The organism is Marinobacter manganoxydans MnI7-9, from assembly GCF_000235625.1.
Classification (GTDB): domain Bacteria; phylum Pseudomonadota; class Gammaproteobacteria; order Pseudomonadales; family Oleiphilaceae; genus Marinobacter; species Marinobacter manganoxydans.
In genome coordinates this window covers 82,565-97,150 of sequence record NZ_AGTR01000044.1, presented here as the reverse complement: position 1 = coordinate 97,150, position 14,586 = coordinate 82,565, and the positions used below count along the sequence as shown (strand labels likewise).

Below are 14,586 nucleotides of genomic sequence, written 5' to 3'. Positions count from 1 at the left end.
GGGATTAATGTATAATGCTACACCAATTCCGGGCGGCGCGCTGTGCGCGACCGCTGTCAGCCCCGGTTTCGAGCCTGACTGGTCAGTGCCTGCCGGCTGCATAGCGAAGAATACCCTTAAAAGATGAGAGAAGCGGAGCGAGCATGAAAAAACTGATCGCAGGAGTAGTTCTCGGTGTTGGCCTCACAGCGATGGCGCACGGGGCGGGAGATCCTCAAGCAGGTGAAGAGAACGCAGCGGTATGTGCCAGTTGTCACGGCGCGAATGGTGCCAAGCCCATTATGGGGTCTTATCCCAAGCTGTCCGGTCTCGGCGAAAAATATCTTTATCGCCAGTTGGTGTTGATCAAGGACAAAGAGCGGAATATCGCGGAAATGACCGGTATTCTGGATAACATGGACGATCAGGACCTGCAGGATCTTGCGGCCTATTATAACGAACAGGAAATGGTTGTAGGTCAGGCCGATCCGGATCTGGTTGATCAGGGTGCTGCTCTGTACCGTGGCGGCAACATGGCAACTGGCGTTCCTTCCTGTGCAGGCTGTCACAGCCCGCAAGGCGTTGGCAACGAGCCGGCCGGCTACCCGGCTCTTGGTGGCCAGAACGCAGAGTATCTGGTCAAGCAGTTGAAAGCCTATCGCGATGGTGAGCGGAACAGCGGCGTGAACGCATCAATCATGATGGATGTGGCCTCGAAGCTGACCGACGCCGAGATCGAAGCGGTCTCCAGCTACATCTCCGGCCTGAACTGACACAGCCGGACGGTACCGAAAGACCCCGCCTGGAGCGGGGTTTTTGCTGCCTTTCTTTTCTGTAACTGCCGACCTGTGGAACTTTTCAGGTACGCTGGGTCATAATCCTCCCAAAACGATATTCAGATAACCGGAGATTTTTCATGTTTCGATCCTTCAGAACGGCTTTCCTGCTCCTGTTGGCGCTGTCTGTTTCTGGCCTGGCCAGTGCTGCAGAGTGGAAAGAAGGGACCCATTACAACCGGTTGGATAACCCGGTAAGAACCGAAAGCGATTCCGGTGTCGAGGTAGCGGAAGTCTTCTGGTATGGCTGCCCCCATTGTTACAACTTCAAACCTCTGATTGAGGAGTGGGCGGCCAGTGCTCCTGATTACGTCAATTACGTGAAGATCCCTGCGGCACTGGGCAGAAACTGGGAACCCCACGCCTACGCTTTTTATGCGCTTGAGGCCATGGGGGAGCTGGACAAGGTGCACGATGCCCTGTTCGAGGCGCTTGCCGGTGAGCGTCGACCGCTGAATACCCCTGAAGCCCTGGCCGACTTTGTTGCGGATTACGGTGTAGATCCGGATGAGTTTGTCAGCACTTACAAAAGCTTTGGCGTGAATGCCCGTATGCAGAAAGCTCAATCGAAAATCCGTGGCGCGCGGATTACCGGAACGCCGACTATGCTGGTTAATGGCAAGTACACTGTCAGTGCATCCATGGCCGGCAGCCATGAGGCCGTTCTCGACGTGGTGGACTACCTTGTCGCCAAAGAGCGTGGCGAGGTGGAATAACCCCCGTTACGGGTTCCGGCCCCATTGCAAAGACCAGCCGGCCGGTTGAGGCCGCCACTATGTACAAGCATATCCGAAAGCAGTTGAATGGCATCCTGAGGCCGGCCGGCGGGCCCAGGGGTGCCTGCTCCGGGACCGAACATGTCCCCGAGTTCGAGCCGCAACGGCACATTCGCCTGCTCACCTTCAACATCCAGGTGGGTATCAATACCTCGTCCTATCGCCATTATCTTACGCGAAGCTGGCAGCACATCTTGCCTCATCGCAACCGTATCGAAAATCTGGACCGGATTGCCTCCCTCCTGCGCAGCTACGACGTAGTGGCGCTGCAGGAGTGCGACGGGGGCAGCCTTCGCAGCGCCTATATCAACCAGGTGCAATACCTGGCCGAAGCGGCCGGCATTCCCTATTGGTACCAGCAATTGAACCGGAATCTCGGTCAGATCGCCCAGCACAGCAATGGCCTGCTGAGCCGGTACCGTCCCCTGGACGTTACCGAACACAAGTTGCCGGGCCTGATTCCGGGCCGGGGCGCCATCATCGCCCGATACGGAACCGAGCATGATCCACTGGTGCTGGTGCTGATGCACCTTTCCCTCAGCAAGACGGCCCAGCAACGTCAGTTGGGCTACATCCGGGAGCTGATTGCCGACTACCGGCATGTGGTTCTGATGGGGGATATGAACGCCCATGCCGAACAGCTACTGACCCAGACGCCCCTCAGGGAAACCGATCTGGTACCGCTACCGGATACCGCCCATAGCTTCCCCAGCTGGCGGCCGGAGAAGGCTTTGGATCATATCCTGGTAAGTCCTTCACTCGAGATTCGCCGGTCCGAGGTGGTGAGTTATCCGATGTCGGATCACCTGCCCATCGCCATGGATGTGGCGTTGCCGGAGGGCTACCTGGAGAAGTTCTGAATAGCATCAAGTCAAAAAAAAGCCCGGCGCATTGGCCGGGCCTTTTTGGATGCCGGATCAGGAATTACTTGATCTTGGCTTCCTTGTACGCAACGTGCTTGCGGACAACCGGATCGTACTTTTTGATCTCGATTTTTTCCGGAGTGTTACGCTTGTTCTTCTTGGTCGTGTAGAAGTGACCAGTACCTGCTGATGAAACCAGCTTGATTTTTTCGCGCATGATGCGGCTCCTTAAAATTTCTCGCCGCGGGCACGAAGATCGGCCAGCACAGCGTCAATGCCTTTTTTGTCGATGATGCGCATGCCCTTGGTGGATACGCGCAGCTTCACGAAACGCTTCTCGGACTCAACCCAGAAACGATGGTTCTGCAGATTCGGCAGAAAACGACGACGAGTGTGGTTCATCGCGTGGGAAACGTTGTTACCGGATACCGGACGCTTACCGGTAACCTGACAAACTCTGGACATACTTGCCTCCGACCTGAGCAATGGTCTCAATAATACGAATTCGTTTTTTAATGCGTCTCTGGTTGCTAAGGAGCCATTACGCCCCCATTCGCGCCTCTAAACTGAACGCTGCTCGCCAGACGCCGCCAGAAAGGGACGCTTTTATACCAGAACTCGCCCCCCAACGCAAAAAATTGTTGGGAATTTGGCCAGTTTTCCGGCATTGCCGTGCAAGGTTAACCATCGGGCTTTACAGCAGACCCCGTTCAGCGAGAGATACTACCTCACCATGGCCAACAACCATATGGTCAAGAACCCTGATATCCACCAGTCCGAGGGCCTCTTTCAAGCGGCGGGTGAGGGAAATGTCGGCCTGGCTCGGTTCGGCGACGCCCGACGGGTGGTTGTGAGCGAAAATCACCGCTGCTGCATTGTCCTCCAGAGCCTGTCGCACCACTTCCCGCGGATAGACGGCCGCGCCATCGATGGTGCCCCGGAACAACTCACGGTATTGAATAACGCGATGGCGATTGTCCAGAAACAGGCCTGCGAAAACCTCGTGCGGGTAGGTGCCGAGCCGACTGGTAAGAAAGCGGCGGGTATCTTCGGGAGAGCGCAGGGGATCACCCTGGCGCAATGGTTCATCCATGACCCGGCGCGCCATTTCCATGGCCGCCTGAACCTGGGCGTATTTGGCGGTTCCCAGACCTTTGACATCGCAGAACTGGCGACGGGAAGCCGTCAGCAACCCCCGAAGCCCGGAAAACTCCTCAATCAGGTGGCGAGCCAATGCCATGACCGGCATGCCGGTGGTGCCGGTGCGTAAAAACAGGGCGAGCAGTTCGGCGTCGGAGAGGGTTTGCGGTCCGTGGGCGAGCAGGCGTTCCCGTGGACGTTCGTCCGTGGGCCAGGCGGGGTCTGACATCGTGGCTTCCTTGCATTGGTTGTCTCCTGCCCTGGTGCTTCCTGCACCGCGACGGGCATCTCAGGGTTACAAAGGTTACTTTAAAAACTAACAATCGGTAAACGTATGCCGGGTCTGGCAGGCTGTCGCTGCGGCCTGAGCATGCTATCTTATAAGCCTTTTATTTTATGCGGAAACGGAGCCCCTATGGCCGCCAGACGAATCCTCCTGGGAGTAACCGGTGGTATCGCTGCCTATAAAAGCGCCGAACTGGTTCGCCAGTTAAAGAAAGCGGGCCATGAGGTGCGGGTTGTTATGACCCGTGGGGCGGAAGCGTTCGTGGCACCACTGACCTTCCAGGCCCTCAGTGGCGAGCCCGTGAGGACGTCCTTGCTGGACCCTGAGGCGGAAGCTGGTATGGGGCATATTGAACTGGCCAAGTGGGCTGATCAGTTGGTCGTTGCGCCGGCGTCTGCCGATTTTATCGCCCGCCTTGCCCAGGGTATGGCCGACGATCTGTTAACCACCGTTTGTTGTGCAACCGAGGCGCCCATTGCCGTGGTGCCTGCGATGAATCAGGCAATGTGGAGCAACGGCCGTACCCAGAGAAATATCCGGCTTCTTGAAGAGGATCCCCAGATCGAATTATGGGGGCCGGCTCAGGGAGCGCAGGCCTGTGGTGATACCGGGCCAGGGAGAATGTTGGAGCCGGAGGATATTGTTGCGCTTGTCGATCACAGTCGCACAGGCGTGCTCGCTGGCAAGACGGTCGTGATTACTGCAGGCCCGACCCGAGAGCCTATCGACCCGGTGCGCTATATAAGCAATCACAGCTCCGGGAAAATGGGTTATGCCCTGGCCAGCGAGGCGCATAAGGCAGGTGCCCGGGTGATTCTGGTCAGTGGTCCGGTAGCGCTTTCCGCGCCTATCGGTGTCGAGGTTCGTCCGGTGTTAACGGCCGAGGACATGTTGCAGGAAGCCTCAAGCGCAGTGGATGAAGGTTGTGACCTGTTTATTGCGACAGCTGCGGTCGCCGATTACCGTCCGGAAACCTGTGCCGGAGACAAGATCAAGAAGTCCAGTGACGCCATGGCGCTCTCGCTGGTGCGCAATCCCGACACCCTGGCTACCATAGCCGGCCGCGACGATGCGCCTTTTAGCGTAGGTTTCGCGGCCGAAACCACCGATGTGGCGAGCTACGCCACCGACAAAATGCAACGCAAGAAACTGAACATGATCGTGGCCAACGATGTGTCTACGCCCGGGCTGGGATTTAACAGCGACAACAATGCGGTGACCGTATTCTGGCCGGGTGGCCAGACGTCGATCGGTCCCGACAGCAAAACGAACATTGCCCGACAGCTTGTGGCGATGATAGGTGAACATCTTGGTCAGGCCGCCCGCTGACTCAGCGCAGCGCACCTGCACTACAATCGACAGGACCCCTCATGAGCAGGAAAAATCTTCAGGTACGTATTCTGGATGATCGCATTGGCAGCCAGATTCCCTTTCCCGAGTATGCCACCGAAGGCTCCGCAGGCCTTGATCTTCGGGCCTGTCTGGACGAACCGCTGACCCTCGAGCCGGGCGATACCCAACTGATCAGGACAGGGTTGTCGATCCACATTGCCGATCCATCGCTGGCGGCCATGATCCTGCCCCGAAGCGGGCTCGGCCACAAGCACGGTATAGTGCTTGGCAACCTGGTGGGCTTGATTGATTCGGATTACCAGGGCGAGTTAATGGTGTCCTGCTGGAACCGGGGGCGCACCAGCTTTACCGTGGATGTGGGGGAGCGTCTGGCACAGTTGGTGCTGGTACCCGTTGTGCAGGCTGATTTTGAGGTGGTTTCGGAATTCGACGCCAGCGCCCGCGGTGAAGGCGGCTTTGGCTCCACCGGCACAAGGTGACCGGGAAGCCGGCCACGCAGAACATTGTGCCGGCGTCTATACTTTGCGGATAACTGCTTGTCCAGGACGATAAAATTACAACTGCAGGATGGACTATGAAGCTGGGTAAAAAGAAAGATGCCGACGCGTCCGTTGATGAAAAGCCATCAAAGAAGGCTGTAAAAAAGGAAAAGGTCAGTGCCTCGGGGCCCAAACTCAAGCGGCTCAATTCCGTGGCGGTCAACCAGTCACTGGTCGTGGTTCTGGCGGGCGTGGTTGCCGTTGCATTGCTTCATTTTCTGGTGGTCCAGCCTTCGGCCGAGGAGCGCTTCCAGTCATTGAAAGTCCTGGAAGCCGATGCCGCAGCGCTTCGCCTGAACCAGTATTTTGACCAGGTCCAGAAAAGCGTTGATGGTCTGGCCACCCAACCGCACGTGATTCAGGCGCTTAACAACCGGAATGAAATATCGGCAACCGAGGTGCAGCTGGCGGATTCATTGCCCGGCATTGAGGCGGTTCATCTGTTTCCCTACCGTGACATTCCACGCACCTCCAGCAGTGAGGGCCTGCTGGGCTTCTCCGGGCTTGAGCTGGCCCGGCGCGCTGAAACCGGCCAGCGACTGTTTCCCGACGCGTTTCCACGGGATAACCGGTGGTTTGTCCAGATGGCAGCCCCGGTTCGCAATCCGACCAGCAATGCGGTCATCGGCAGCCTGCTGATTATCTTCGACTCCGGCCAGATCCAGCCGTTGCTGCAAGTGGTCAACTCCAGCCTCGGTGGTCAGCTCGCGCTGGTGCAGACCGTGTCCGGTTCATCCCGCACCGTGGTCAGTAACGGCAGCGGCTCCGGAAACGCGGAATCCCGCCGGCTTTCCAATCCGGACTGGACCGTAGCCTACACCCCTGCAAAATCGTCCGCAGCGCCGGTTGATACGGTAATGATCGCGCTTCTGGTCGGCGTGCCCGCGTTGATCGCTGCCATCATCGTCTGGGTACTGCTGGGCGGGGCCCAGAAGGGCTTGCGTCAGGATGTGACGGCCCTGATCCAGTGGGCGCACAAGGTGTTCGGCGGAGAGCGGGTAAAGCTGCCGACCTTCCGTTGGGATATGGTCGCCTCAACCGGTGAGGTGCTCTACCGTTTGTCACAGGTGGTTGATAAACGGGTCGCCAAGGCTGTAGAAACCGCCAAACCCAGGCCGGCCGGTTCCGGAAAGTCTGGCGGTGGTGCCGCCAAGGGCGGCGATGAGCCTTTGTTCCAGGACAAGGACATGCCCGATATCGACATGCTTGATGGCGATGAGGACGTTCTGGGCTTCGGCAGCGGCGATGATACCGTCTTTGGTTCCGGCGACACTCCGGACGTGGAAGAGGTGGCCCTGCCTCAAGTGGAGCTTTCCCAGGATATTTTCCGGGCCTATGACATTCGGGGTATTGTCGGCGAAACCCTGACCGCCGAGGGCGTTGAAGTCATCGGTCGGGCCATCGGTTCGGAGGCCCGGGAGCGCGGTGTCGACAGCCTTTGCATTGGTTATGACGGCCGCCATTCCAGCCCGGATTTGGCCGATGCCCTGGCACGCGGTGTCATGGCAGCCGGGTGCAACGTTATTCACGTGGGTGCCGTGCCCACACCGGTCCTCTATTTTGCCACCCACGAACTCCAGACTGGCTCTGGCGTTATGGTGACCGGCAGTCACAACCCGGCCAACTATAACGGCCTGAAAATCATGTTGGGTGGCGAAACCCTTTCAGGTGAGGCCATCCAGAAACTGTATCAGCGCATCCAGACCGGAGATTTTGCCAGCGGTCGGGGCAGCCAGAGCACCGAGGATGTGCGCCGTGCTTACCTGGACAGGATTGTTGGCGATATTGCGGTAGCGGCACCGCTCAAGGTGGTCGTCGATGCCGGCAATGGCATTGCCGGGGAGCTGGCACCCATGCTGATCGAGGAGCTGGGCTGCGAAGTGATTCCGCTCTACTGCGAGGTGGACGGTGACTTCCCGAATCACCATCCCGACCCAGGTAAGCCAGCGAATCTGGCGGATCTGATTGCCCGGGTTGAATCGGAAGGGGCCGATATCGGTTTGGCCTTCGACGGCGATGGTGACCGTCTCGGTGTAGTAACCAATTCCGGCAAGATTATCTGGCCGGACCGGCTGATGATGCTGTTCGCCCGGGATGTGGTTTCACGTAATCCGGGGGCTGATGTCCTTTACGATGTGAAGTGCAGCCGCAGGCTGGCCGGGGTGATTTCAGAAGCCGGGGGCCGACCGATCATGTGGAAAACCGGTCATTCCCTGATGAAGGCAAAAATGAAAGAGACTGGCGCTTTGCTGGCCGGGGAAATGAGTGGTCATATTTTCTTTGGCGAGCGCTGGTACGGGTTTGATGACGGTCTGTATTCTGCGGCCCGCCTGCTGGAAATTCTGGGCATTGAGGATCGTCACAGCGATGAAGTTTTCGAGGATTTCCCGGATGACATCAGTACGCCAGAGCTGAATGTCGAAGTGACGGAAAGTTCCAAGTTCGACATTATCAAACGCCTCGGCGAGTCCGGGGATTTCGGTGACGGCAATATCAGCACCATCGACGGCATCCGGGTGGACTACGCCGACGGCTGGGGGCTGTGCCGGGCATCAAACACCACGCCGGTGCTGGTCTTACGCTTTGAAGCGGAGACCGACGAGGCGCTGGAGCGTATCAAGTCTGTGTTCCGTGACCAGCTGCAGAAGGCAGCGCCGGATCTGGTGGCGGATTTCTGATTCGCAGTCACCGAGTTTCACAGGCAAGTTTCAATACAGGATCAACAAGGCAAAAACATGGCGCTGGATCGTGAAACAGCAATGCAGGTAGCTTCGGTACTTAGCCGGGGCCTGCCTTATATTCAGAGATTTACCGGCAAGACCGTGGTCATCAAGTACGGCGGTAACGCCATGGAAAACGAAGACCTGAAGAGCAGTTTTGCCCGCGATGTGGTGCTGATGAAACTTGTAGGCATCAACCCGATCGTTGTCCATGGCGGTGGCCCGCAGATCGGCGAGCTGCTGGAGCGTTTGAACATCCAGTCCCGATTCGTCAACGGCATGCGGGTAACCGATTCCGAAACCATGGATGTGGTGGAGATGGTGCTTGGTGGTCAGGTGAACAAGGAAATCGTGTCCCTGATTAATTCTCACGGTGGCATGGCCGTTGGGCTCACGGGGAAAGACGCCAATCTGATACGAGCCCGCAAGCTGGAGGTGGTCGACCGCTCTCCCGAACTGGAACGCCCGGAGATTATCGACATCGGCCATGTGGGCGAGGTCGCCAGTGTCAACGTGGATGTGATTGAGATGCTTACCCGCAGCAACCTGATTCCCGTGATTGCACCGATTGGCGTGGGACCGGATGGCGCCTCCTACAACATCAATGCGGATCTGGTAGCGGGCAAAGTCGCCGAGGCCATGAAGGCCGAGAAGCTGATGCTGCTGACCAACGTCTCCGGTCTCAAGAGCAAGGAAGACAAGGTGCTTACCGGGCTCACGGCCAAGCAGGTCAATGATCTCATCGAGGACGGCACCATTCATGGTGGCATGCTCCCCAAGATCCGTTGTGCACTGAGTGCCGTCGAAAATGGCGTGCGCACGTCCCATATTATCGACGGCAGGGTCGCTCATGCGTGTCTGTTGGAGATCTTCACTGATGAGGGTGTCGGCACCCTGATTTCCCGTAACTGACGGCACCCGACAAGGAGTCTCCGGATGAAGCGCCTGCTTGCGACGCTGGTAATACTGGTTCTGGTCGGCTTTGCCGCATTCAAGGCGGGGGTCTGGTGGCTGGCGGATCAGCGCATGGCCGAGGCGAGACAGGCGCTGGAGCCCCACGGTGTTCTGCACAGGGGCAGCATCAGTTCCGGCGTCGAGGGCCGGTTGGTTCTCAACGACGCCAGCTGGCAGGATTTCGAGCTCACCCAGCCTCTGGACATGGCGAGGGTGGAGCTTGATACCGGCTCACCTGTCAGCTTGCTCTCTGTCCTGTTCGACCCGGCTGGCATGCCGGAACAATGGACCTTGCGACTCGACGGCCTTGGCCTGACCCTCGACCCGACAATGCTTCGTAACTGGGTTACTGCAGAAGGCGCCAACAGCGAGGGCGATCCGGCCTTGTTTGCGCTTTCCTGCGCGCCAGATCCGCGCCAACAGCTGGGTAGTGGTGACCTGATCCGCATGGGCATCACAGCACTCGCCGGGGATGGCTTTGTGCGACAGACTCCGGGCAATCTCCATGCTGAGTTGAATACCGTCAGCACCGGCAGTCTGGAGCTGGACTGGCGTGATGCCCGAATCCGGATCCAGGATGCCGAGCTGACCGTTTCCGGTGGCGCCGAGCCGATGACGCTGACCTTGCGTGATGGTGGCCTGATGCGTCGCATCGCCGCCTATTGCGCCCGCGAAGCCGGTATCGAAACCGGAGAATGGGCCAGGCGCGCAGTGCAGGCGCTGTCTGCCGGGCTTGAGGCCCGGGGCCTGGCCGCCAGTGACCAGCTGAAAGCGTTGTACCGGCAGTGGCTGCTGGAGGGCGGTGAGCTCACGGTAGATGTGCAGCCGGCCCAGCCTCTGCTCGGAGTGCCTGTAAGAACGGCTGAAAACGAGGGTGCGGGCATGAGCTGGCCAGTTCGTTACAACGGTGCAGGCGTGCCGGACGTCTATCTGGCCGAGGCCGAGCCGGTTGTTCAGGAAACACCAGAGGTGGCCGTCGAGCCGGTGGTGCCACGGGAGGATCCTGAGACCGAAACCTGGTATCCGGCGAGTCTTGAAACCGCCGAACAATGGGTTGACCGGCAGGTCCGGGTAACGCTTTCCAACGAGAACGTGGTGGAAGGGCGTCTGGTGAGCGTCAGCGAACGCGAGCTGGAAGTGGCCCGGGTTATCGCTGGCGGTGAAGTTGCCTACCCGATGTTGATCCGGGCGATTACCAACTTTGAAGTCTGGCGGCGTGGCCGTGCACAATGATTCCAATGGGAATCTGAGAGGAAACTATGTCGCAGTCCGATAGCAAATCCGCAGTGGTGCCGGGCATTCGTGACATGCTTGCCCGTCTGATATCTCTGCCCTCAATCAGCAGCGCGTCGGCAAAATGGGATCATAGTAACGAGCCTGTGGTGCGAACCCTGGCAGAATGGCTCGAAGCCCTCGGGTTTTCCGTGGAAATCCTGGAAGTGCCGGGCATGCCCGGAAAATTCAACCTGATCGGAACCCTTGGCAGCGGCCCGGGCGGTCTTGTGTTGTCCGGCCATACCGATACAGTGCCCTTTGATGACAAACGCTGGCAGAGCGACCCCTTTACCCTGACCGAGCGGGACAATCGCTGGTACGGGCTGGGTACCTGCGACATGAAAGGCTTTTTCCCGTTGGCCATTGAAGCAGCCAGGGCCTTTGTGGACGAGGATCTCAAGCAGCCCCTGATCATACTGGCCACCGCCGACGAAGAGAGCTCCATGGATGGCGCCCGGGCCCTGGCAGAAGCTGGCAAGCCCAAGGCCCGCTACGCGGTCATCGGCGAGCCAACCAGCCTGAAACCGGTGCGCATGCACAAGGGCATCATGATGGAGCGCCTGAAATTCGAGGGCCAGTCCGGTCATTCCTCCAATCCGGCCTTGGGCCGCAACGCCATGGAAGGAATGCACGAAGCGCTCACCGAGTTGCTGGCACTCCGGTCAGGCTGGCAGGAAAAGTACCGGAACCCGAACTTCGAGGTACAGTTTCCAACCCTGAACCTTGGCTGCATCCACGGTGGTGACAATCCAAACCGTATCTGTGCCCAGTGCGAGCTGCACTTTGATCTGCGCCCGTTGCCGGGCATGAACATGGAAACCCTGCGCCAGGCCATCCTGAGCAAGGTTCAGCCGATCGCGGACCGCCGGGAACTGTCCCTGGAATTCGAGCCGCTCTTTGATGGCGTGCCACCGTTCGAAACTCCGGCCGATGCCGCTCTGGTCAAAGCCTGTGAGAAACTGACGGGCCATACCGCCCACGCGGTTGCTTTTGCCACGGAAGCGCCCTGGCTCCAGAAGCTTGGCCTGGAGACTCTTGTTATGGGTCCCGGATCCATCGATCAGGCGCACCAGCCCGATGAATTTATAGAGCTGTCCCAGCTTGATCCAACCGTTAAAGTACCGCGAGGGCTGATCCGACAGTTCTGTCTCTGAGTGTGGCGCAGGCACTTCCGACGCCTGCGGAGAGTCCTGGCGGGGAGGGTGTGCCAAAACCGTGGAGCGCCAGGGATGGCGCGACCGAGCCCTACAGGGACGTATTTACGGGCGTGTTTTGGCACACCCTCCTCGACAGGACTCGGCAAACTCCTCAAGATAAAGTACCTGCCTTTAGAAGATAACGAGAGACCAGGAGAAAGGTTTGAAATCAAACGACTGGCTGCATGGATTCCGCCATTCATCCCCTTACATCAACGCCCATCGCGGGCGGACGGTGGTATTGACCATTCCGGGGGATGCGATTGAACACGGGAATTTCATCAACATCATCCATGACATCGCGCTGCTGAGCAGTCTTGGTGTGCGGCTGGTCGTTGCCTTTGGAGCCCGCCCGCAAATCCAGACGCGGCTGGATGCTGCAGGAATCGAATCGTCGTTTTCAAAAGGTTTGCGGATTACGCCGCAAGAGCACCTCAGCATGGTGATGGAGGCCGTCGGTGGCCTGCGTGCCTACCTGGAGAGCCACCTTTCCATGGGTTTGGTGAATTCGCCGATGCATAATGCCCGTATCCGGGTAAGTGGCGGCAACTATGTGGCTGCCAAGCCCGTGGGTGTGCTCGACGGTATTGATTTTGGCCATACCGGCAAGGTGCGCCGGGTGGATGTGGCCGGGATCGAGAAACTGCTGGAGCTTGGTCACATTGTCCTGTTGCCGCCCATGGGCTATTCGCCCACCGGGGATGCCTTCAACCTCTCCTACGAGGATGTTGGCAGCCAGGTGGCAGCGGCACTGCAGGCCGAGAAGCTGATGGTGTTTATTGATGATCCCGGGTTACAGGAAGAGGACGGTACTTTGATCCGGGAGCTGTCGGCGCGCCAGGCGTCCGATCGTCTGGCGGCCGGTGCGGTGACCGGTCACGATGCCGACTTGCTGCGAGCTGCCTGTGATGCCTGTGTGAAGGGTGTGCGTCGCGCCCACATCATCAGCTATGTGGATGACGGCGCCCTGCTGAAGGAGCTCTTCACGCGGGATGGCGCCGGCACGTTGGTCAGTGGTGATCACTACGAGCAGTTCCGCCAGGCCCGGGTCGAGGACATCGGCGGGATTCTGGAGCTGATCCAGCCGCTGGAAGAGCAGGGCATTCTGGTTCGCCGCTCCCGGGAGATGCTGGAAACCGAGATTGACCGCTTTGTTGTGGCGGAGCGCGACGGCACTATCGTGGGCTGTGCCGCTCTGTACAGCTACCCTGAAGAGGGTGCCGGCGAGTTGTCCTGCTTCGCGGTAGACCCGACCTATCGCCGGGCCGGGCGGGGCGATGAGATTCTGGCAATGGTGGAGAAGCTGGCCAGGGGGCAGGGTATCCAGAAGCTGTTCGTGCTCACCACCCAGACGGAGCACTGGTTCCGGGAGCGGGGCTTCCAGCCTTCGACAGTGCAGGCCCTGCCCGGGCCGAAGCTGGCTGCCTATAACACCCAGCGGAACTCAAAGGTGTTCTTCAAACCGCTCTGACAGGGCGGCCAGATGTTCAGTCCTCTGGGGTTCCGGTTGCTCTGACAGCGTCTTGACGGCCTTGTAAAAGTCCGCAAAGTCGTAGCCTGCATTCCGAAGCATCTGACGGAACGCCGGTACGTGCTGGTTGTACTGACGAAACAGCGCCAGGTTGGCATTGTTCAGGCTGACTGGTACCGGTCCGAACGGGCCCGGTTCGGACCACTCTGCGGAAAGTTCCTGATAGGCAAGAGCCAGCTCTTGGTAAATGGCCGCCTTGCGATTCCGCAGTTGCTGGTCTGGCAAGACGTCCTGCTGAGCATAAAGAACGTCCAGCCGGGCACTGAAGTCTTCGACCAGGGAGAGCGTCTGGTTTCGGCGAGCCAGGCGGTCCAGTGCCTCCTCGAACTGGCCGGGTTTGCCCTGGTCCGATAGCCAGAGCCTGAGCCCTTCCAGCTCCACCGCGGTGGCAAAGCTTTCGTTAAATGCCGTGTCATCGGCGATGTAGACCACCCGGTGTGCCAGCTCATGGAACATCAGGGCGACCATGCGATCCTCCGCCAGTCGGGTAAAGCCGGTGTGCAGGGGGTCATCGAACCAGCCGAGGGTGGAATAGGCCGTCACGCCGCCGATAAACGTGTCGAAGCCCTTGTTGCGAAACTGCGACTCCTCGGCACGCGCATCCGCCAGGCTGTAGTATCCCCGGTAGGCCTGACAGCCGAGCACCGGATAGCACCAGCGGTGCGGTTCCAGGGAGAACTCCGGCACAGCCACCAGGTTCACCACTACCCAGGGTCTGTCGAGATCCACGTAGTCGCTGAAGGCTTCTCCCACCGGCAGGGCCAGTCGTTGACCGGCGAATTCCCGGGCCTGTTGCGCTACCGTGAGTTTTCCCCGAAGGTCCACCGGCGTTGAGGTGTCGGAGAGAATGTCGTCGACCGGTTCCGCCGACATCATCAGGGAGAGATGGCCACTGACAGCCTGCGAATAGTAGCCAATGGTCGAACAGCCGTTAAGCATTGTTACCAGTAGCAAAAGTAGATAGATCTGACTAAGCTGTTTCATGGGTCAGGATGTTATAGTGGATTGGTTTGCCTGTGGGGGCCAGGCCGCTATAGTACAATCATGGTCTCTATAGTAGCAGCCGGTGGCATCCGCCATCGTTTCAGGGACGTGAGCCGGTACCGGGCGCTGTGTTCGGTGATCGTTCCGGCTTTGC

The 14,586-nt window shown here is 58.9% G+C and carries 14 protein-coding genes; 10 read left to right on the top strand and 4 right to left on the bottom strand.

The window, feature by feature from the left end; all coding sequences use genetic code 11:
• Positions 1–143: 143 nt before the first annotated feature.
• The 3 genes from KYE_RS11545 to KYE_RS11535 all read left to right on the top strand — a co-directional run bounded on the left by KYE_RS11545 (position 144) and on the right by KYE_RS11535 (position 2,451).
• A complete protein-coding gene (locus KYE_RS11545) occupies positions 144–752 on the top strand; it encodes a c-type cytochrome (protein WP_008173471.1) in 609 nt (202 codons plus the stop codon).
• A gap of 143 nt (positions 753–895) precedes the next feature.
• Positions 896–1,531: a thiol:disulfide interchange protein DsbA/DsbL gene (locus KYE_RS11540; protein ID WP_008173469.1), complete on the top strand. Its 636-nt coding sequence runs from the start codon at positions 896–898 to the stop codon at positions 1,529–1,531.
• 59 nt (positions 1,532–1,590) lie between these two features.
• On the top strand, positions 1,591–2,451 hold the full coding sequence (locus KYE_RS11535) for an endonuclease/exonuclease/phosphatase family protein (protein WP_008173468.1): 861 nt from the start codon (positions 1,591–1,593) through the stop codon (positions 2,449–2,451).
• 64 nt (positions 2,452–2,515) lie between these two features.
• On the opposite strand, the gene rpmG is transcribed toward KYE_RS11535, so the two are convergent.
• From rpmG to radC, 3 genes are all read right to left on the bottom strand, one after another.
• A complete protein-coding gene (gene rpmG / locus KYE_RS11530; protein ID WP_008173465.1) occupies positions 2,516–2,671 on the bottom strand; it encodes a 50S ribosomal protein L33 in 156 nt (51 codons plus the stop codon).
• 11 nt (positions 2,672–2,682) lie between these two features.
• Complete coding sequence (gene rpmB, locus KYE_RS11525) at positions 2,683–2,919, bottom strand: 50S ribosomal protein L28 (RefSeq protein ID WP_008173462.1); 237 nt, start codon at positions 2,917–2,919, stop codon at positions 2,683–2,685.
• Positions 2,920–3,148: 229 nt separating this feature from the next.
• Complete coding sequence (gene radC / locus KYE_RS11520; protein WP_008173460.1) at positions 3,149–3,823, bottom strand: RadC family protein; 675 nt, start codon at positions 3,821–3,823, stop codon at positions 3,149–3,151.
• Positions 3,824–4,009: 186 nt separating this feature from the next.
• Here radC and coaBC point away from each other — a divergent pair, with 186 nt between their 5' ends.
• From coaBC to argA, 7 genes are all read left to right on the top strand, one after another.
• Entirely contained in the window at positions 4,010–5,209 is a 1,200-nt protein-coding gene (coaBC, locus tag KYE_RS11515) for a bifunctional phosphopantothenoylcysteine decarboxylase/phosphopantothenate--cysteine ligase CoaBC (RefSeq protein WP_008173458.1), read from the top strand.
• 41 nt (positions 5,210–5,250) lie between these two features.
• Positions 5,251–5,712: a dUTP diphosphatase gene (gene dut / locus KYE_RS11510; protein ID WP_008173456.1), complete on the top strand. Its 462-nt coding sequence runs from the start codon at positions 5,251–5,253 to the stop codon at positions 5,710–5,712.
• Between the two features lie 95 nt (positions 5,713–5,807).
• The gene (locus KYE_RS22250; RefSeq protein ID WP_008173454.1) at positions 5,808–8,450 is read left to right on the top strand and encodes a phosphomannomutase/phosphoglucomutase; all 2,643 of its coding nucleotides are present in this window, start codon (positions 5,808–5,810) and stop codon (positions 8,448–8,450) included.
• Positions 8,451–8,507: 57 nt separating this feature from the next.
• Entirely contained in the window at positions 8,508–9,404 is an 897-nt protein-coding gene (gene argB / locus KYE_RS11500) for an acetylglutamate kinase (RefSeq protein WP_008173452.1), read from the top strand.
• Between the two features lie 24 nt (positions 9,405–9,428).
• Positions 9,429–10,679 carry a hypothetical protein gene (locus KYE_RS11495; protein ID WP_008173451.1) on the top strand — a complete coding sequence of 417 codons (1,251 nt, stop codon included), beginning with the start codon at positions 9,429–9,431 and terminating at the stop codon, positions 10,677–10,679.
• A gap of 26 nt (positions 10,680–10,705) precedes the next feature.
• A complete protein-coding gene (argE, locus tag KYE_RS11490) occupies positions 10,706–11,875 on the top strand; it encodes an acetylornithine deacetylase (protein ID WP_008173449.1) in 1,170 nt (389 codons plus the stop codon).
• 205 nt (positions 11,876–12,080) lie between these two features.
• Positions 12,081–13,388: an amino-acid N-acetyltransferase gene (gene argA / locus KYE_RS11485; protein ID WP_008173448.1), complete on the top strand. Its 1,308-nt coding sequence runs from the start codon at positions 12,081–12,083 to the stop codon at positions 13,386–13,388.
• Here the strand turns inward: argA and KYE_RS11480 are convergent.
• Positions 13,362–14,432 (bottom strand): aminopeptidase, encoded by a 1,071-nt coding sequence (locus KYE_RS11480; protein ID WP_039881999.1) that lies wholly within the window; start codon positions 14,430–14,432, stop codon positions 13,362–13,364. The genes argA and KYE_RS11480 overlap by 27 nt on opposite strands.
• Between the last annotated feature and the right edge of the window lie 154 nt (positions 14,433–14,586).

What these genes read in the sequence shown, in the direction of transcription:
- KYE_RS11540 (WP_008173469.1), top strand. Translation starts at nt 896, where the DNA reads ATGTTTCGATCCTTCAGAACGGCTTTCCTGCTCCTGTTGGCGCTGTCT.
- argB (WP_008173452.1), top strand. Translation starts at nt 8,508, where the DNA reads ATGGCGCTGGATCGTGAAACAGCAATGCAGGTAGCTTCGGTACTTAGC.
- radC (WP_008173460.1), bottom strand. Translation starts at nt 3,823, where the DNA reads ATGTCAGACCCCGCCTGGCCCACGGACGAACGTCCACGGGAACGCCTG.
- KYE_RS11545 (WP_008173471.1), top strand. Translation starts at nt 144, where the DNA reads ATGAAAAAACTGATCGCAGGAGTAGTTCTCGGTGTTGGCCTCACAGCG.
- rpmB (WP_008173462.1), bottom strand. Translation starts at nt 2,919, where the DNA reads ATGTCCAGAGTTTGTCAGGTTACCGGTAAGCGTCCGGTATCCGGTAAC.
- KYE_RS11480 (WP_039881999.1), bottom strand. Translation starts at nt 14,432, where the DNA reads ATGAAACAGCTTAGTCAGATCTATCTACTTTTGCTACTGGTAACAATG.
- KYE_RS11535 (WP_008173468.1), top strand. Translation starts at nt 1,591, where the DNA reads ATGTACAAGCATATCCGAAAGCAGTTGAATGGCATCCTGAGGCCGGCC.
- KYE_RS11495 (WP_008173451.1), top strand. Translation starts at nt 9,429, where the DNA reads ATGAAGCGCCTGCTTGCGACGCTGGTAATACTGGTTCTGGTCGGCTTT.
- argE (WP_008173449.1), top strand. Translation starts at nt 10,706, where the DNA reads ATGTCGCAGTCCGATAGCAAATCCGCAGTGGTGCCGGGCATTCGTGAC.
- dut (WP_008173456.1), top strand. Translation starts at nt 5,251, where the DNA reads ATGAGCAGGAAAAATCTTCAGGTACGTATTCTGGATGATCGCATTGGC.
- KYE_RS22250 (WP_008173454.1), top strand. Translation starts at nt 5,808, where the DNA reads ATGAAGCTGGGTAAAAAGAAAGATGCCGACGCGTCCGTTGATGAAAAG.
- coaBC (WP_008173458.1), top strand. Translation starts at nt 4,010, where the DNA reads ATGGCCGCCAGACGAATCCTCCTGGGAGTAACCGGTGGTATCGCTGCC.
- rpmG (WP_008173465.1), bottom strand. Translation starts at nt 2,671, where the DNA reads ATGCGCGAAAAAATCAAGCTGGTTTCATCAGCAGGTACTGGTCACTTC.